The organism is Kineosporia rhizophila, from assembly GCF_021277265.1.
Classification (GTDB): Bacteria; Actinomycetota; Actinomycetes; order Actinomycetales; family Kineosporiaceae; genus Kineosporia; species Kineosporia rhizophila.
In genome coordinates this window covers 125,000-141,743 of sequence record NZ_JAJSOH010000010.1, presented here as the reverse complement: position 1 = coordinate 141,743, position 16,744 = coordinate 125,000, and the positions used below count along the sequence as shown (strand labels likewise).

Sequence of the window (16,744 nt, the reverse complement as noted above, 5' to 3'; positions counted from 1 at the left end):
CTTCCCGGCATGAGCGAACCCGTGATCACCCGTCCGGCCCGGTCCTGGCCGGTCGCCGCCGTAGCCTGTGTCGTCCTGCTGGTGCTGACGGTGGGCCAGCTGCTGGTGGCCACGTTCTTCGCCTCGGGGCTGGAACAGTTCGAGGGCAAGGGTTTCGGGGCCCGGCTGGTGCTGTACCCGGCGATGATGCTGGCCGTGCCGGTGATCTGGTGGTTCGTGACCACCCGGCGGCAGGACCCGCCGTGGGCGGCCTTCGCCTGGATCATGCTGCCCTACCTGATCGACGTCACCGGCAACACGCTCGACCTGTACGACTCGCTGGTCTGGTGGGACGACGCCAACCACTTCGTCAACTGGATGTTCCTGGGGCTCGGGACCGGGCTGCTGATCACCCGGGGGGAGCGCGGAAGGGCGCGCCCGGGCTGGGAGATCGTGCTGCTGGTGGCCGGGGTGGGCGCGATCATGGCGATCTTCTGGGAGGTCGGCGAGTACTACGCGTTCATCCGGGGCGGCACCGAACTGGACACCGCCTACACCGACACCCTGGGCGACGAGGTGCTGGGCACCCTGGGGGCGATGACCGCCGGGGCGATCACCGCCTGGCGCACCTCCCGCCGGCTCTGACCCGGTCGGCTCAGAGCGCCTTGCGCCCCTCGCTGATCAGCTGCAGCCGGCGCAGGCTCTCGGTGTTGCGCGGGGCGATGCTGACCTGCCGCACCGGCTTGGGGATCAGCTTGCCCGGGCCGGCCGTGGCGTCCTCCTGCATGTGCACCAGGCAGCCGCCGTCGGCCTCCTCCAGTTCGAGGAACACGGTGGCCTCGCCCACCGGCCAGCCGCGGGCCTTGAGCACCAGCCGGTGGCCGGGCACCGAGTCCAGGACCGAGGTGCTGTCGTCGATCACGGCCGGCCACACCCCGAAGGAGTGGTGGATCCGCGAGCCGACCGCCGGCCAGTTCGCGTCGACCGACCGGATCCGCGAGGCGCCGACCACCCAGCCGGAGTAGAGCCACCCGTCGGACAGGACGGAGAAAACGTCTTGCGGGGACGCTTTCACGAGCCGCTGGACCTCGATCATTGGGCCATTCCACCGGTTACGGTGGCGGCGGGCAACCGCAGACCACCCCGAGTGGCAGGCCTGTCGGCCTGGGCAAGACTGATGGATGCCCGGCCCGCCTTCTGCGGAGCCGGCCTCGCGGTGAGCAGAACCCGCGCGGCGCACGCCTCATCCGACACCAGGAGGCTCCATGGCCCCCAAGGCCCAGCAACAGGACGTCCCCGGCACCACCGCAGCGATGGATCCGGTGCCCGACCACGGCGAGAAGAGCTACCGCGGCTCCGGCCGCCTGGAAGGCAAGATCGCCGTGATCACCGGTGGCGACAGCGGTATCGGCCGCGCCGTGGCCATCGCCTACGCCCGGGAGGGTGCCGACGTCGTCGTCTCGTACCTCAACGAGCACGAGGACGCCGAGGACACCGCGAAGTGGGTGCGGGAGGCCGGGCGCAAGGTCGTGCTGATTCCCGGTGACGTGTCCGAGCCGGCCCACTGCCGGTCGATCGTCGAGAAGACCGTGGCCGAGTTCGGCCGGATCGACGTGCTCGTGAGCAACGCCGCCTACCAGGCGGTCTACGACACGATCGAGGACGTGAGCGACGAGGAGTGGGACCGCACGATCGCCACCAACCTCAGCGCCTACTTCCACCTGACCAAGGCGGCCGTGCCGCACATGCCGGCCGGTGGCAGCATCATCGGCTCGTCGTCGGTCAACTCCGACACCCCCAACCCCGGGCTGGCACCGTACGCCGCGACCAAGGGGGCCATCGCGAACCTTTCCGCGGGTCTGGCCGGCCTGCTCGCCGAGAAGGGCATCCGGGTGAACAGCGTTGCCCCGGGCCCGATCTGGACGCCGCTGATCCCGGCGACCATGCCGCCGGAGAAGGTCGAGAGCTTCGGTAAGGACACGCCGCTGGGCCGGCCCGGGCAGCCCGCCGAGGTGGCGCCGGTGTACGTGATGCTGGCCTCGGACGAGTCCAGCTACGTCTCGGCGGCCCGGATCGCGGTCACTGGCGGCAAGCCGGTTCTGTAGGTGTGCTCGGCCCGGTGGCGCAGGCGCTACCGGGCCGGGTGGTTCAGAGCAGCTGGATCTCCTCCGGGTCCTGTCCGGTGGTGACCACGGCCTCGGCGATCTCATGCACCTTCACGTTGCGGTGCTGAGACGTCTTGACCAGACGCTGGAAGGCCTCGTCGGGCAGGATCCGGTGGCGTTCCACCAGGACTCCGACCGCTTCGCCGATGTGCTGGCGGGACTTCATGGCGAACCGCAGGTGCTCTTCGCGTTCCAGTCGGGACAACGCCACGGCCGTGTGCACCGCGAACAGCGGGCCAGACTCAGTACCGTTCTTCCGAAGGCGTTCTCATGGCCGGAATACACGCTGAGCACGCCTATCGGCTGCTCGCCGTAGGTCAGGGGAACGGCCATCACGCGGCGGATGTCGGCCCGGGTCGCCGCCGCGCTCAGCAGCGGCCACTGGTTGGATGAGTCGGTGAGGATGGCCGTCACCACCCGATGGCCGGCATCGGCCCGTACGGCCGGCCCCTGGCCCGGACGCTGCTCGGCCGGCAGTTGTGCCCGCTCGCAGGCCAGCGTCGCGTCGTCGCTGGCGGCCGCCACGGTCAGCTCGCCGCCCCGCTTCAGCATTACGGCCGCCCGCTGGGCCCCGGGGATGATCGTGATCGCCCCGGCGAGGACACCGGCCAGCACGTCGTCCTTCTCGGTGTGCCCGGCCAGTTGCCCGGCCGGCGACTCGGCCAGGGCGAGGGAGAGGTGACCGCGCTCGTCCGGCAGTCGGCTGACCGCGTCGGCCGCCCGGTCGTCGTCGGTGAACTCGTCCGGGTCGGCGGTGTCGGTGATCACCCGCAGCCGGACCGGGCTCTTCCAGGTGGGTTCGCAGTTCCCAGCGCAGAATCGTTACCCCGGTGCGTATCTCGGTGGCGATGGTGACCGGCGGGCCGCGGACCAGGATCGCCGTGCCGTCCACCACCAGCAGGTGTCAGGCGACCTTAGGGCACCGGTGGGCGGCCCTGGACCGCCGCAGCGACCAGCTCGGCCGCCAGCTCCCGGATCTTGCGGTTGCTGTCGTTGCTCATCCGGACCAGGACGGCGAACGCGTCCTCGGCCGAGCACCGGCGGCTCAGCATGATCATGCCCTTGGCCTGGTCGATGACCGCCCGGGAGGCGAGCGCCTGGCGCAGCTGCTCCTGCACCGACCGCATCTCCTGGATCGTCCGGCTGTCGCGGACGAGGGTGGCCGCGGCCTGGACGAAGGGCGCCAGCTGGGCGAGGGCCGGTTCGCCGAAGGTGTGCCCGGCCTCGCCGTAGAGCATCAGCAGACCGATCGGCTTCTCCTCCAGGACCAGCGGCAGGGCGAGCCAGGACCCCGAGCTCGCCGTCCCGCCCGCCACCCGGGCCAGGTCGGGCCAGCGCGGGTCGTCCAGGGCGTCACTGGTCGCCACCGGTGAGCCGGTGGCGTAGGCCTCGAACATCGGGCCGCTGCCGATCATGTACTGCAGCCCGTCACCGGCCTGGGCCAGGGGGGAGGTGGAGACGATGCTGTCGGGGTCGGCCGGGTCGCCGAGGAGGAGGGACGCGGACTGGACCGCCGGTGCCGCCTGGACCGCCAGCTCGGCCACCCGGCGTAGCAGCGCGGGCAGGTCGGTGTCGCCAACGCCCAGCCGGGCCAGCTCCACCAGCGTCTCCCGGTAGGCAGGATCGGCCGGATCGGCCGGGTCGGATCCCGGGACCGGCTGAAGGATCCAGCGGACCTGTGCGGTCCTCTCCTCCGGCAGTGACCGGGCGGCGGCCACGTCGCAGACCACCGGGGAACCCCCGCGCGGGAGCAGTCGCAGCGACGCGTGCGCGGCCGTCGTTCCGTGGAGTGCGGAGTGCAGCAGGTCGCGGGCGGCGCGGCGGTCGTCGGGAGCGACGAAGGCGAAGACCGGTTTCTGGTTCTCCAGCCGCCCGACGGGCACCTGCAGCAGTTCCTGGGCGGCCGGGTTGACCTCGAGGAGGGAACCGGCCGGTGAGGTGGTGACCACCGCGACCGGCAGGCTGTCGAGCATCTGCCGGGTGAGGGCCCGGCCCTCGGTCCGGGCCCGGGCCGCGGTGTCGAGCTCGGCGAGCTGGACCGTCAGCTCCTCCTCGGCCAGGGCCAGGTCGTCGGCGACCCGGCTCAGCGTCTCGGACGACGGCGGCCAGCTCCGGCCCCCGGCCGGGCTCAGCAGGGCCTGGTGCGCCGAGCGGAGCATGAGCAGAGCCTCGTTCGGCGGCCGGGCCGGACCGGCCGTGGAGACCACGGGGGGCTGATCCTTCTCGTCGAGAGTCTGGTTCTGCGACATCTCTTCGCCGACCTCCCGCTTCCGCCGCCTGGGGCGCCTCCGACCGTTTTTCGCCCGATCATGATGCCATCGCCCGGCCCTCGGTGCAGGCTCACGGCCCGGTCCGGCCCCCGGCCTCCGGCCCGGCCGGGAACTCGGTCGGGAACTCGGCCGGCAGCGCGGCCGGGAGCTCGGTGAGCCGCTGGCTCGCGAGCCGGTAGAGCAACTCCGGCACGGCCTCGGGGGAGCACGGGTCGAGGGACCGCAGACACACGCCGCACGTCGCCCGCACGAGTTCGGCCGGGTGCGCGGCGAACTCGCGCTCGAGCCGCCGGCCGACCTCGGCCACGCGGTCGTCACCGACCGGGCCGGGACCGGCGCAGCCGTCGGTGAGAACCGGGAAGGATGCCATGAAACATTCCTCGCAGAGCCGGTTCCCGGTTCCGCCGGTGGTTTCGACGCCGAGAACCGCAGATCCCTGTCTACACGCGACCGGCGCCGGCGCAAACCCCCGGCGGCAAGGATCAGGCAATCAGATGATCAAGGGAGCAGGCCCGCCGGTCAGCTGCGCCGGGCCCGCTCGTTCGCCTTCTGGATGGCCTGGACCAGTTCGTCCTTGGTCATCTTCGAGCGGCCGCTGATCTCGAGCCGGCGGGCCACGTCGAGCAGATGCTTCTTGGTGGCGTTCGCGTTCACCCCGCCCGCGGTCGGCTGGTCGCTGTCCCGCCCGCCCTCGGCCCGGGCGTCGGAGGGGCCGTTCTCCTCCTTCGGCTCCCACCCGTCGCCCACCCGTTCGTGGGTGTGCTTGAGGGCGGCGTAGGCGACCTGGTGGGCCCGGCGCTCGTCACCGTCGTACTCCTCGATCGCCGAGTCGTACGTCTTGGTGAAGGTGCGCTGCGCCTTGTCGTCGGAATGCTGCAGGGTGGAGGGCAGTTCGCTCTGCTTCGGCCGGCCGCCCTTGGTGGTCTTCGGCATCGTTCAGCTTCCTTCCTTCTCCGGGTGCCCTGCTGCCGAACCGGGTGCGGAACCCGGCCGGCTGAGGATCTGGTGGGCCGCGGCCTTGACCCGCTCGGGCAGGAACCGCTCGGTGGTGACCAGGACCTGGTTGACCACCGATCCGGCGACCACATGGTCCTTGCCGGCCATCAGGGCCTCGTAGGCCTGCCGGGCGATCTCTTCCGGATCGTCCTTCGGGCCTGCCCCCAGCCGGGTGTCGCGCATGTCGGCCCGGTCGAAGAAGCTGGTCGCCACCGGTCCGGGCAGCAGGGCGGTGACCGTGACCCCGCTGTCTTCCAGTTCGGTGCGCAGGCCCTCGGCGAACGAGTACCCGAACGCCTTGGACGCGGCGTAGGCGGCCTCGTAGGGCCCGGGCTGGGTGGCCGCGATCGACGAGGTGATCAGCACCTTCCCGGCGCCCTGTCCGACCAGGTCGGGCAGTACCCGCCGGGCCAGGTGGACCAGCGAGGTGACGTTGACCGCCACCAGATCGAGCTCGTCGGTCAGGCTCGGTGCGGTGCCCGGCCCGGCGCCCTCGGCGAACGGCCCGCTCGCCCCGATGCCGGCGTTCAGGGCCAGCGCGTCGATCGGCCCGGCCTTGCGGATCTCGCCGTACAGATCCTCGATCTCGCGGTACTGCCGCAGGTCGGCGCGCACCGTAGTGACCCGGGCCCCGAGCGCCTCCAGGTCGGCCTGCGCGGGGCCCAGGTCCTCGTTCGCGGTGATCAGCAGGTCGAACTGGTGCAGAGCGAACTGCCGCGCCAGGTGGTACCCGATGCCGGTGGAGGCCCCGGTGACGACGGCCAGTCTGCGCATGGTCTCGACCTTCCGTGGGAGAGGACTACGGGGTGGGCATGCCGCCGGTGACGGTGAGCGTCTCGCCGACGGTGTAGCTGGACTCGGCCGAGGCCAGGTAGACTTACGGCGGGGCGAGCTCGGCGGGCTGCCCCGGGCGGCCCAGCGGGGTCTGCTGCCCGAACTCCGGCAGCGCCTCCGGCGGCTGGCCTCCGGCCGCCTGCAACGGCGTCCAGATCGGTCCCGGCGCAACCACGTTCACCCGGATCCCCCGCGGCGCCAGCTGCTGGGCCAGCGCCTTGCTGAAGGTGTTGATCGCGGCCTTGGTGGTGGCGTAGTCGACCAGGGTGGGCGAGGGGCTGTAGGCCTGCACCGAGCTGGTGTTGATGATCGAGGAACCGGCCGGCAGGTGCGGCAGCGCCTCCTGGATCACCCAGAACATGGCGTGGATGTTCGTCCGCATGGTCTGGTCGAAGCTCTCGGAGGTGATGTCCTCCAGCCGCTCGGCGGTCTGCTGTCGCCCGGCCACGTTGACCACCAGATCCAGCCCGCCCAGCTCCTTCGCCGCGGTGTGCACCAGGGCGCGGGCGTACTTCTCGTCGGCAATGTCTCCCGGCGCCAGCACCGCCTTACGCCCGGCCGCGCGCACCAGTTCGGCCACCTCGTCGGCGTCGGGCTGCTCGTCGGGCAGGTAAGAAAGCACCACGTCGGCACCCTCGCGGGCGTAGGCGATCGCCACCGCCCGGCCGATCCCCGAATCTGCCCCGGTGATCAGCGCCTTACGCCCGCTCAGCCGGCCGGTGCCACGGTAGGACTGCTCCCCGTGGTCGGCCTTCGGGCTCAGCTTCTGGTCCAGCCCGGGACCCTCCTGGTACTGCTCCTCGGGCTGCCGCATCTGGTACTGCTCGGCCGGATTGGCGAAGGTGTACTGATCGTTGCTCAAAGAAATCCCTTTCCCAACAGCGTCTTTCAAGAAAAATTATGGACGGCGAACCCGCTGCTCACCCTGGCCGGCAGCCGGTTCGACCGGATGCCGAGATCCTGGGCAGGCACGTCGTAGGTGCTGGCCGCCAGCCGCATGGCCAGCGCCTCCAGCACGCCCACGACGATGCGCTCCCCAGGGCAGCGGTGACCGGTCTCCGGGGAACCCGCACCCTGCGGTACGAGATCCCAGGCTCCGGGTGGGTTCTCGAGGAAGCGCTCAGGCCGGAAATCCTGAGGCTGCGGCCAGAGCTCCTCGTCGTGGTTCTGCCCGTAGAGGTCGGGAAGCACGGTTGTACCCCGCCGGATCGGGGCGCCTCGCCACTCGGTGTCGGTGGCGGCCCGGCCTCCGACGAACGGGGCGAAGGGGTAGTAGCGGCGCACCTCGTGGCTGAACGCGGTGGCGAAGGCGGTGTCACCAGAGGCGAGGCGTTCTCGGTGCTGCGGCCAGAAGTGCAGGGCGTGGGCCGCGTAGGTGACGAACCAGCAGATCGCCACGGTCGGGCGCAGCACGTTGAGCAGTTCCACCGCGGCGGTGCGCTCGGGCAGAAAATTGCCGTCGGCGTCGCGGTGTTCCGAGATGATCTGCAGGGCAGATCCCTCCGGCGCTTCGAGGGCGCCGCTACGAACGTCACTCACGACGTTGGCCAGCCACTTCTCCCGGCGGTAGCGGGCCGCCCGCGCCCGCCAGTGCCGCCGGCCGGCCGAACCGAACCCGTCCACCAAAGAGACCAGATCGTCTCGGAGACCGTCGATCTCGCTGTGGGGCACGTCCAGCCCGGCCCACCCGGTGACGGCCCGGGTGAGGACCCGGGCCGAGGCGTCGAAGATCACGACCTCCTCGGCCCGGGCCCACCGTGGACGCTCGGCCTCCCACGCCTTCATCACCGCGACCGTCAGCCCGGCCACCGCCTCCGGCGGCATGAGCAGCCCGGTGAACATCGCCTTGCGGTGCCGGTGGGCGTCTCCGTCGAGCGTGTGCACAGCGCCGTGGCCGAACAACGTGGAAAGGATCGGCTCGGGGACGGCGCCGGCGCGGCGGATGTTCTTCTCGTCGTAGAAGAACTGCAGCCCGTCGGTACCCCTGACCCCGGTGAAGCGTAGGCCGGCCAGCCGGCCCCGACCCGGGCGCCAGAGGTAACCGTCGCGCAGAAGGCGCGGGAGAGCGTCCATTGTTCCTACTGACCCTTCATCGAACCCTCACCGGACCCTCATCGAACGGGTGCCACCTCGTCGGCCATCACCGCGGCGGTGCGCTCCCAGACCCGGTGCAGGCCGAGGGTGGCGATCAGTTCGGTGGTGAAGGCCTTGTCGGCCGAGGAGGCCTGCAGCACGCCCGGGCCGTCAGCCGGGATGCCGGAACCGGTGAGCACCTCGACGGCGTCGCCCCAGGCCCCGACCGCCTTGGCGTGCCGGTACATCTCCTGCAGCAGGATCACCGTCTTGATGTCCGGCTCGTGCCCGGTGCCGCCGGCCACCACCACGGCGTCGAACTCGATCGAGCGGGCGGTGAGCACGGTGCGCTGCACCACCTCCTTGTTCCGGCCCTTGCCGATGAACCCGCCGTGCGGGGCAATCACCAGCAGCTCGGCCTCCTGCTTGAGCAGCGCCTTACGCAGCGAGCGGATACCGGCGATGTCGGAGTCCGAGTCGGCGATCACGCCGATCTTGCGGCCGGCGATCGGCCCGGGAACGGCGACCACCTGCGACAGGGCGGGGGAAAGGACGACCTCGCCGACCGCCTCGACGCCCTTCGGCACGGGCAGGCCCAGCCCCTCGGCCACCTGCTCACACAGTCCGCCGTCGACCCGGGCCAGGACCAGCAGTTCGCGCTCCTTCACCGACTGCTCGTAGCACTTGCCCAGCTCGAACGTGAAGGCCTCGACGATGTGCTGCTGCTCCAGCGTGGTCAGGCTGCGGTAGAACATCGCCGCCTGGGTGAAGTGGTCGTCGAACGAGACCGGGTTCGCCCGCACCGCGTTGCCCTCGATCCGGCGCGGGGTCTGCACGTAGCCCTGCTCCGGGTCGACCTCCGGCAGCCCGCCGTCGAGGCTGTTCGGCCGGTAGGGCGCCACCCCGGTGTGGATCGCGGTCTGGTGCATGCCGTCGCGCAGCATGTCGTTGACCGGGACGTGCGGGCGGTTGATCGGCAGCTGGCTGAAGTTCGGCCCGCCCAGCCGGGTGAGCTGGGTGTCCAGGTACGAGAACATCCGGGCCTGCATCAGCGGGTCGTTGGTGACCTCGATGCCCGGCACCAGGTTGCCGGTGTGGAAGGCGACCTGCTCGGTCTCGGCGAAGTAGTTGGTCGGGTTCCGGTTCAGGGTGAGCCGGCCGAGCTTCTGCACCGGGACCAGTTCCTCGGGCACGATCTTGGTCGGGTCGAGCAGGTCGATGCCCTCGAAGGTCTCGGTGCCGTCGTCCGGCATCACCTGCACGCCCAGCTCCCACTCGGGGAAGGCACCGGCCTCGATCGCGTCGGCCAGGTCGCGGCGGTGGAAGTCGGGGTCGACCCCCGCGGCGATCTGCGCCTCTTCCCACACCAGCGAGTGGACGCCGGCCACCGGCTTCCAGTGGAACTTGACCAGGTGGGTGTTGCCCTTGCGGTCGACCAGCCGGAAGGTGTGGACGCCGAAACCCTCCATGGTGCGGTAGGAACGCGGGATGCCCCGGTCGCTCATGTTCCAGAAGGTGTGGTGGGTGGCCTCGGTGTGCAGGGAGACGAAGTCCCAGAACGTGTCGTGGGCCGACTGGGCCTGCGGGATCTCCCGGTCCGGGTGCGGTTTGCCGGCGTGGATGATGTCCGGGAACTTGATCCCGTCCTGGATGAAGAACACCGGCATGTTGTTGCCGACCAGGTCGAAGTTGCCCTCGTCGGTGTAGAACTTGGTGGCGAAACCCCGGGTGTCGCGCACCGTGTCGGCCGAGCCGCGCGAGCCCAGGACGGTGGAGAACCGCACGAACACCGGCGTCTCGTGGCCCTTCTCGGCCAGGAACCGGGCCTTGGTCACGCTCGCGCCGGTGCCGTAGGAGACGAACACGCCGTGCGCGGCCGCCCCGCGGGCGTGGACCACCCGTTCCGGGATCCGCTCGTGGTCGAAGTGCGTGATCTTCTCGCGGAAGTGGAAGTCCTCCATCAGCGTCGGGCCGCGCTCGCCGGCCTTCAGCGAATGGTCGGTGTCGGGCAGTCGCAGCCCCTGGGCGGTGGTGAGGTGGTCACCCGACTGGGCCCGGGGGTCGACCGTGTCCTCGCGCTCGCCGGTGCCGGCCCCGGTCGGCGAGACCGCCTCGGGTGCGCTCTGGTCGGGCTTGCGTCGAGTGGGCATGCGATCTCCTGTGCTGGTTGAAGAGATTCGTTGTTCTCTGGGATCTCTCAGGGCTGGAAGACGACCTTGACCATGCCGTCCTGCTTCTTCTGGAACTGCGCGTAGGCACTGGGGGCCTCGGCCAGCGGCAGCGTGTGGGTGGCGAAACCCTCGACCCCGAACGGGTCGCCGGCCTGCAGCACGGGCAGGATCTCGGGCACCCAGCGCCAGACGTTGGCCTGACCCATGCGCAGCTGGATCTGCTTGTCGAACATGGTCATCATCGGCAGCGGGTCGGCCTCGCCGCCGTAGACCCCGCTGAGCGAGACCGTGCCGCCGCGGCGTACCAGGTCGATGGCCAGGTGCAGGGCGTGCAGCTTGTCGATCCCGGCGGTCTGCATCAGCTTGCGGGCGATCGGGCTGGGCAGGAAGCCGACGGCCTTGTGGGCCACCCCGGCGCCGGGCGAGCCGTGCGCCTCCATGCCGACCGCGTCGACCACCGAGTCCGGGCCGCGGCCGTTGGTGAGCTCGCGGATCACCTCGGTGACGTCGTTCTCGTGCTGGCGCAGGTCGATGGTCTGCACCCCGCGGGCCGCGCTGCGGGCCAGCCGGTCCGGCTCGAGGTCCACGCCGATCACCTGGCCGGCGCCCTGGTGCATGGCCACCCGGGTGGCCATGTCACCGATCGGCCCCAGGCCCAGGACCACCAGCGAGCCGCCCTGGGGGACGTTCGCGTACTGCACGGCCTGCCAGGCGGTGGGCAGCACGTCGGACAGGAACAGCCAGCGCGTGTCCGGGCCCTCGTCGGGCACCTTGATCGGCAGCGTGTCGCCGAACGGCACCCGCAGGTACTCGGCCTGGCCGCCGGGCACCTGGCCGTAGAGCTTGGTGTACCCGAAAAGCGAGGCACCCATGCCCTGTTCACGGTTCTGGGTGGTCTCGCACTGGGACTGCAGACCCTGGCCGCACATGTAACAGGTGCCGCAGGAGATGTTGAACGGGACCACCACGCGGTCGCCCGGCTTCAGTTTCGTCACCTGCGGGCCGACCTCGGCCACCACGCCCATCGGCTCGTGGCCGAGGATGTCGCCCGGGTCGAGGAAGGGCCCGAGCGGGTTGTACAGGTGCAGGTCCGAACCGCACAGGCCGGTCGAGGTGATCTTCACGATCACGTCGGTCGGGTCCTGGATCACCGGGTCGGGGACGGTCTCGACGCGAATGTCTTCTTTACCCTGCCAGGTCACAGCTTTCAACGCAGGCTCCGATCACACTGGTACAAGTCGGATCCGCGGTGTTCTCCACGGACCGGCCGAATCCGGCCGGTGGGGCACTCGCCTGCGACTCTGCCAGATACCGATCCGTATGCCAGTCGAAGCCGTTCTCAGTAGTTCGCCGACTTGTCCGTGCGCCGTGAACCCAGTGGTGGGAAACGGGAATCACCCTTTCGTCCGCGCAGGGCCAGCAGCAGTTCGTCCAGTGCTTCCACGGCCGTGTACCGCGGTCGCCATCCGAGTTCCCGCAGTTTCGCCGTGGACATGACCGGTACGCCGGCGGCCAGGTCGATCCAGCCCGGCTCGGTCGGCTGCAGTCGCAGCCTCCAGGTCAGGTCGGCGAGCCCGCGGAGGACGGCCAGGGGCAGTCCGGTGCGTCGTCCCCCCAGGGCGTGGGCCAGGTCGGCGGGATGCAGCACCGGTTCGGCGGCCACGTTGAAGGCGCCGCCGGCCCGGGTGCGCAGCAGCGTGTGCACCGCAGTGGCCACGTCGTCGGCGTGCACCGCCTGGATCACCAGTTCTCCGGGCAGTGGCACCACCGGCGGGCGCACCCGGCGCACCAGCCCGGTCGGTACCAGCGGGCCCAGGAAGATCCGGGCGATCTCACCGGCGGCCGCGGCCTGGAACACCAGGGCCGGGCGCACCCGGGTGAGCCTGGTGTCCGGATGGTCCCGCTCGAACTGGTCCATCAGCCGCTCGACGGCGGCCTTGTGCCGGCCGTACACCGAGCTGGGCACACCTTCGGTGGGCCACTCCTCGCCGACCTCGCGGTCTTTGGGCCCGGCCGAGTAGGCCCCCACCGAGGAGACCACGACGAGATGGGGCACCTGGGCGGTGGCCGCGGCGGTGAGCACGTGGTCGGCGCCGATCACGTTGGTCAGGCGCTGGGTGGCCTCGTCGTGACCGGGCTGGATCTTCCAGGCCAGGTGCACCACCGCGTCGGCGCCGAGGAAGGTCTGCACCAGGTTCTCGCGGGCGGCCGGGTCGGACAGGTCGAGAGGCTGCCACTGCACGCCCGCGGGTGGCTCGGCCGGGGCGCGGCGCGAGACACCGATGATCTCGTGGTCGTGGCCGGTCAGTTCCCGCAGCAGGGCCGAGCCCAGGTTGCCGCTCGCCCCGGTGATGACGATCCGCATGCTCATCCTTCGGTTGTTCTCCGGCGGTCAGGGGCGACGTTGCCTGGGATGCGGCCGCCCCGCCGCTCGAGGTGGCCCTCGGACGGCTATCGAGAACCTGCACCTCGTCGCCCCTTCCGGGTAGGGGGGCGTCCGACCCGGAAGCCCTTGTCAAGATCCGCCGGTCCTGCCTAGCGTCTGTGTCACGCACTCGATGAAGCGTGATCCGAAGGAGAACCGTGCAACTGGTCAAGGCCGATGTCGTCGTCACGAGTCCCGACCGCAATTTCGTCACCCTCCGGCTGGAGACCGCCGACGGGGTGGTGGGTCTGGGCGACGGCACCCTGAACGGCCGGGAACTGGCCGTGGTCGCCTACCTCGAGGAACACGTGGTGCCGCTGCTGATCGGGCGCGATGCCTCGCGGATCGAGGACACCTGGCAGTTCCTGTACCGCAGTGCGTACTGGCGGCGGGGCCCGGTGACGATGGCGGCGATCGCCGCGGTGGACACCGCGTTGTGGGACATCAAGGCCAAGGCGGCCGGGATGCCGTTGTACCAGTTGCTGGGTGGGGCCTCGCGTAACGGGTTGCTGGCCTACGGGCACGCCTCGGGCAAGGAGCTGCCGGAGCTGTTCGACAGCATTCGCGCCCACCAGGAGCAGGGTTACAAGGCGATCCGGGTGCAGACCGGGGTGCCGGGCCTGAAGTCGATCTACGGCATCGCCTCGAACGCCACCTACGACGGTGGTCGTTACGACCACGAACCGGCCCAGCGTGGTGACCTGCCGGCCGAGGAGGACTGGGACACCCGCAGCTACCTGCGGCACGTGCCCACGGTGTTCGAGGCGGTGCGCAACGAGTTCGGGCCGGAACTGCCGCTGCTGCACGACTCGCACCACCGGCTCACCCCGATCCAGGCGGCCAAGCTGGGCAAGTCGCTGGAGCCGTACGACCTGTTCTGGCTGGAGGACGTGACCCCGGCCGAGAACCAGGAGGCGCTGCGGCTGGTGCGTCAGCACACCACCACGCCGCTGGCGATCGGGGAGATCTTCAACTCGGTGTGGGACTACCAGCTGATCATCCGGGAGCAGCTGATCGACTACGTGCGCAGCGCGGTCACCCACACCGGGGGGATCACGCACCTGAAGAAGGTGCTCGACTACGCGAGCCAGTACCAGATCAAGTCGGGTATGCACGGCCCGACCGACATCTCACCGGTCGGGCTGGCGGCGCAGATGCATCTGGGCCTGGCGATCCACAACTTCGGGATCCAGGAGTACATGCAGCACGGCGCGCGCACGAACGAGGTGTTCGAGCAGTCGTTCACGTTCACCGACGGGCTGCTGCACCCGGGGCAGCAGCCCGGCCTGGGGGTGGAGCTCAACCTGGCCGAGGCGGCGAAACACGAGTACCAGCGCGCCTATCTGCCGTTCAACCGGCTGGCCGACGGCACGGTGCACGACTGGTAGGAGTCAGCTGGGCAGGGACAGGGCCGGGCCCCGGGAGCGGATGACCACCCGGGGCCGGGGTTCCCGGTGGACCCCGGTCACGATGAAGTGCACCTGGTGGGCGATCGTGACGGTGTGGTCGCCGTACCGCTCGTAGAACCGGTTCAGCAGGGTCAGGTCGACGGCCGACTCGATCCCGTGCGTGCTCTCCCACTCGGGGGCGACCAGCATGGCCAGCAGGGCGCGGTGCAGCCGGTCCATCTCGTCGTCCACCGCGATGATCTCGTCGACCACCGAGACGTCCCGGTCGACCAGCAGGGTGTGGGTCAGGCCGATGCCCTGGGCGGCCACCCGGCCCATCGCGACCACCTGCTCGTGCGAGGTGCCGGGGGCCACGCACCGGGGGTAGCGGCGCCGGGCCAGCTTGGCCACGTGCCGGGCCAGGGCGGCCATCCGCTCCAGGTCGGCCCCCACCCGCAGGGCGGCCAGCATCCGGCGCAGGTCGGTGGCGACCGGGTTGCGCCGGGCCATCGAGTACAGCAGCCGGTGCTCCAGTTCCAGGTGCAGGGCGGTGATCTCCTGGTCGGCGTCGATCGCCTGCTGGGCCACGGCCACGTCGCAGCGGGTGAGGGCCTCGGTGGCGCGGCGCATGGCCAGGTCGGCGTGCTCGCACAACTGCAGGAGCAGTTCGTCGACACGTCGCAGGTCGGTCTCGATGGTGTTGCGTTCGCCGGTCATGTTCCAGGGCTCCCCGGGTGTGCGGTCAGGTCGCCTTGGCCGGCGTTTCGACCCATGACCCGCTCCGGGCAGGTCATGATGATCGCAACCATCCGAGCTGCCATCGGCTCATTGTCGCAGATCATGGCGAAACGATAATCATCGATCGGCAGGCGGAATCGACCGTCGCCGACCGTGAATCTCCTGGCCACCGCGAGTTCACGACCGGTCCGGGGCCTACGCTCTGCCCTCATGGCATGGGAACAGGTGGTGACCACGGCGTTCCTGGTGGGCGAGTACGCGATCAAGTTCGTCGCCGTCGGGACCGTGCCGGAGAACCGCCGTCCGGCGTCGTCGTCGGCCTGGCTCCTGCTGATCCTCTTCCTGCCGCTGGTCGGCTTCCCGCTGTACTGGCTGATCGGCAGCCCGTACGTGAGCGGCCGCCGCTACAAGATCCAGGCCCAGGCCAACCACATCCTGGCCGAGCGCACCGCGCACCTCCCGCTGCACCCGCCCGGCGTGCCGCCCTCACCGGCCCTGGCCGGTCTGCTGCACCAGAACCGGGTTCTCACCGGTCTGCCCTGCGTCGAGGGCCGGCCCGAGGCGTTGCACGACGACCCGCGCGCCACCTTCACCGCGATGGCCGAGGCGGTGGACCGGGCCCAGCACTACGTGAACGTCGAGTTCTACATCATGAGCTGGGACGAGGAGACCGACCGTTTCTTCGGCGCCCTGGCCCGGGCGGTCGGGCGGGGTGTACCGGTGCGCCTGCTGCTGGACCACCTCGGTTCGCGAAGGTACCCGCACTGGAAGGAGTTCCGGCAGCGGCTGACCGCCGCCGGGATCGACTGGCACCTGATGATGCCGATCAACCCGCTGCAGCGCCGCTGGCGCCGCCCGGACCTGCGCAATCACCGCAAGCTGCTGGTCGTCGACGGTGAGGTGGCGTTCGTCGGCTCGCACAACCTGATCGCCCCGCACTACGGCAGCGACCACAACCGCCAGATCGGCCGGGCCTGGCGCGACCTGTCGCTGGAGGTGCGCGGCGACGTGGTGCTGGCGGTCGAGGCGGTGTTCGCCACCGACTGGTACATCGAGACCGGCCACATCGTCGAACCCCGGCGCCCGGTGCTGCTCGGGGAGGAGAACGCCGAGAGCGCGATGCAGATCGTGCCCTCCGGCCCGGGTTTCCCGACCGAGCCCAACCTGCGGCTGTTCGTCAGCCTGATCCACCTGGCGGCCGAGCGGGTGGCGATCACCAGCCCGTACTTCGTGCCCGACGAGTCGCTGCTGGCGGCCATCACCACCGCCGCCTACCGCGGGGTGCGGGTGGAGCTGTTCGTGGGTGAGCAGGCCGACCAGTTCCTGGTCGGGCACGCCCAGCGCTCCTACTACCGGGCGCTGCTGGAGGCCGGGGTGCACATCCACCTCTACCCGGCGCCGGCCGTGCTGCACGCCAAGTACCTGACGGTGGACGACGAGGTGGCGGTGATCGGCTCGTCCAACATGGACTTCCGCTCGTTCGCGCTCACCTACGAGGTGATGCTGCTGGGCTACGGCGGTGACCTGGTCAAGCGCCTGCAGGCCAACGACGAGCTCTACCGCTCGGTCTCGCGCGAGCTGACTCTGGAGGAGTGGCTGCGCGAGCCGTGGCGCCGGCGGTACCTGGACAACGTGTGCCGGCTGACCGCGGCCCTGATGTAGGCCGCCCGGTACGTCCACCCCACGATCAGTGACACGGGCCACA

General features: G+C 70.5%; 16 protein-coding genes and 1 pseudogene. 4 read left to right on the top strand and 13 right to left on the bottom strand.

What is annotated here, in order from left to right:
• Positions 1-9: 9 nt before the first annotated feature.
• Positions 10-624 carry a hypothetical protein gene (locus LWF15_RS16770; RefSeq protein ID WP_232811764.1) on the top strand — a complete coding sequence of 205 codons (615 nt, stop codon included), beginning with the start codon at positions 10-12 and terminating at the stop codon, positions 622-624.
• Positions 625-634: 10 nt separating this feature from the next.
• On the opposite strand, the gene LWF15_RS16765 is transcribed toward LWF15_RS16770, so the two are convergent.
• Positions 635-1,075, bottom strand: a complete 441-nt coding sequence (locus tag LWF15_RS16765) for an SRPBCC family protein (RefSeq protein ID WP_232811763.1) — start codon at positions 1,073-1,075, stop codon at positions 635-637.
• Between the two features lie 169 nt (positions 1,076-1,244).
• Between LWF15_RS16765 and LWF15_RS16760 the strand changes: the two genes are divergently transcribed.
• Positions 1,245-2,084 carry a glucose 1-dehydrogenase gene (locus LWF15_RS16760; RefSeq protein WP_232811762.1) on the top strand — a complete coding sequence of 280 codons (840 nt, stop codon included), beginning with the start codon at positions 1,245-1,247 and terminating at the stop codon, positions 2,082-2,084.
• A gap of 43 nt (positions 2,085-2,127) precedes the next feature.
• On the opposite strand, the gene LWF15_RS16755 is transcribed toward LWF15_RS16760, so the two are convergent.
• The 11 genes and pseudogenes from LWF15_RS16755 to LWF15_RS16705 form a co-directional block, all read right to left on the bottom strand.
• Positions 2,128-2,310 (bottom strand): ANTAR domain-containing protein, encoded by a 183-nt coding sequence (locus LWF15_RS16755; RefSeq protein WP_232811761.1) that lies wholly within the window; start codon positions 2,308-2,310, stop codon positions 2,128-2,130.
• Positions 2,307-2,912 (bottom strand): GAF domain-containing protein, encoded by a 606-nt coding sequence (locus tag LWF15_RS16750; protein WP_232811760.1) that lies wholly within the window; start codon positions 2,910-2,912, stop codon positions 2,307-2,309. The genes LWF15_RS16755 and LWF15_RS16750 overlap by 4 nt, the downstream gene beginning before the upstream one ends.
• Positions 2,913-3,058: 146 nt before the next feature.
• Positions 3,059-4,393 carry an ANTAR domain-containing protein gene (locus tag LWF15_RS16745; RefSeq protein WP_232811759.1) on the bottom strand — a complete coding sequence of 445 codons (1,335 nt, stop codon included), beginning with the start codon at positions 4,391-4,393 and terminating at the stop codon, positions 3,059-3,061.
• A gap of 91 nt (positions 4,394-4,484) precedes the next feature.
• On the bottom strand, positions 4,485-4,784 hold the full coding sequence (locus tag LWF15_RS16740; protein ID WP_232811758.1) for a hypothetical protein: 300 nt from the start codon (positions 4,782-4,784) through the stop codon (positions 4,485-4,487).
• Positions 4,785-4,933: 149 nt separating this feature from the next.
• Positions 4,934-5,347, bottom strand: a complete 414-nt coding sequence (locus tag LWF15_RS16735) for a ChaB family protein (RefSeq protein WP_232811757.1) — start codon at positions 5,345-5,347, stop codon at positions 4,934-4,936.
• Positions 5,348-5,350: 3 nt separating this feature from the next.
• On the bottom strand, positions 5,351-6,184 hold the full coding sequence (locus tag LWF15_RS16730; RefSeq protein ID WP_232811756.1) for an SDR family NAD(P)-dependent oxidoreductase: 834 nt from the start codon (positions 6,182-6,184) through the stop codon (positions 5,351-5,353).
• Between the two features lie 25 nt (positions 6,185-6,209).
• Positions 6,210-7,058, bottom strand: a pseudogene (locus tag LWF15_RS16725) (SDR family oxidoreductase).
• 74 nt (positions 7,059-7,132) lie between these two features.
• Entirely contained in the window at positions 7,133-8,317 is a 1,185-nt protein-coding gene (locus tag LWF15_RS16720; protein ID WP_232811755.1) for a cytochrome P450, read from the bottom strand.
• Between the two features lie 38 nt (positions 8,318-8,355).
• Positions 8,356-10,467, bottom strand: a complete 2,112-nt coding sequence (locus tag LWF15_RS16715; protein ID WP_269810303.1) for a catalase — start codon at positions 10,465-10,467, stop codon at positions 8,356-8,358.
• A gap of 47 nt (positions 10,468-10,514) precedes the next feature.
• Positions 10,515-11,699 carry a zinc-dependent alcohol dehydrogenase gene (locus tag LWF15_RS16710; protein WP_269810302.1) on the bottom strand — a complete coding sequence of 395 codons (1,185 nt, stop codon included), beginning with the start codon at positions 11,697-11,699 and terminating at the stop codon, positions 10,515-10,517.
• 128 nt (positions 11,700-11,827) lie between these two features.
• Complete coding sequence (locus LWF15_RS16705) at positions 11,828-12,853, bottom strand: NAD-dependent epimerase/dehydratase family protein (protein WP_232811754.1); 1,026 nt, start codon at positions 12,851-12,853, stop codon at positions 11,828-11,830.
• A 218-nt stretch (positions 12,854-13,071) separates the two neighbouring features.
• On the opposite strand from LWF15_RS16705, the gene manD reads away from it, so the two are divergent.
• Complete coding sequence (gene manD, locus LWF15_RS16700; RefSeq protein WP_232811753.1) at positions 13,072-14,301, top strand: D-mannonate dehydratase ManD; 1,230 nt, start codon at positions 13,072-13,074, stop codon at positions 14,299-14,301.
• Positions 14,302-14,304: 3 nt separating this feature from the next.
• Here the strand turns inward: manD and phoU are convergent, their stop codons facing one another.
• The gene (gene phoU, locus LWF15_RS16695) at positions 14,305-15,018 is read right to left on the bottom strand and encodes a phosphate signaling complex protein PhoU (RefSeq protein WP_232811752.1); all 714 of its coding nucleotides are present in this window, start codon (positions 15,016-15,018) and stop codon (positions 14,305-14,307) included.
• Between the two features lie 231 nt (positions 15,019-15,249).
• Here phoU and cls point away from each other — a divergent pair, with 231 nt between their 5' ends.
• Positions 15,250-16,701, top strand: a complete 1,452-nt coding sequence (cls, locus tag LWF15_RS16690; protein ID WP_232811751.1) for a cardiolipin synthase — start codon at positions 15,250-15,252, stop codon at positions 16,699-16,701.
• Positions 16,702-16,744 lie beyond the last annotated feature (43 nt).

Excerpts from the sequence above, each read along its gene's own strand:
- LWF15_RS16770 (WP_232811764.1), top strand. The coding sequence starts at position 10 with ATGAGCGAACCCGTGATCACCCGTCCGGCCCGGTCCTGGCCGGTCGCC.
- LWF15_RS16765 (WP_232811763.1), bottom strand. The coding sequence starts at position 1,075 with ATGATCGAGGTCCAGCGGCTCGTGAAAGCGTCCCCGCAAGACGTTTTC.
- LWF15_RS16760 (WP_232811762.1), top strand. The coding sequence starts at position 1,245 with ATGGCCCCCAAGGCCCAGCAACAGGACGTCCCCGGCACCACCGCAGCG.
- LWF15_RS16755 (WP_232811761.1), bottom strand. The coding sequence starts at position 2,310 with ATGAAGTCCCGCCAGCACATCGGCGAAGCGGTCGGAGTCCTGGTGGAA.
- LWF15_RS16745 (WP_232811759.1), bottom strand. The coding sequence starts at position 4,393 with ATGTCGCAGAACCAGACTCTCGACGAGAAGGATCAGCCCCCCGTGGTC.
- LWF15_RS16740 (WP_232811758.1), bottom strand. The coding sequence starts at position 4,784 with ATGGCATCCTTCCCGGTTCTCACCGACGGCTGCGCCGGTCCCGGCCCG.
- LWF15_RS16735 (WP_232811757.1), bottom strand. The coding sequence starts at position 5,347 with ATGCCGAAGACCACCAAGGGCGGCCGGCCGAAGCAGAGCGAACTGCCC.
- LWF15_RS16730 (WP_232811756.1), bottom strand. The coding sequence starts at position 6,184 with ATGCGCAGACTGGCCGTCGTCACCGGGGCCTCCACCGGCATCGGGTAC.
- LWF15_RS16720 (WP_232811755.1), bottom strand. The coding sequence starts at position 8,317 with ATGGACGCTCTCCCGCGCCTTCTGCGCGACGGTTACCTCTGGCGCCCG.
- LWF15_RS16715 (WP_269810303.1), bottom strand. The coding sequence starts at position 10,467 with ATGCCCACTCGACGCAAGCCCGACCAGAGCGCACCCGAGGCGGTCTCG.
- LWF15_RS16705 (WP_232811754.1), bottom strand. The coding sequence starts at position 12,853 with ATGCGGATCGTCATCACCGGGGCGAGCGGCAACCTGGGCTCGGCCCTG.
- phoU (WP_232811752.1), bottom strand. The coding sequence starts at position 15,018 with ATGACCGGCGAACGCAACACCATCGAGACCGACCTGCGACGTGTCGAC.
- cls (WP_232811751.1), top strand. The coding sequence starts at position 15,250 with ATGGCATGGGAACAGGTGGTGACCACGGCGTTCCTGGTGGGCGAGTAC.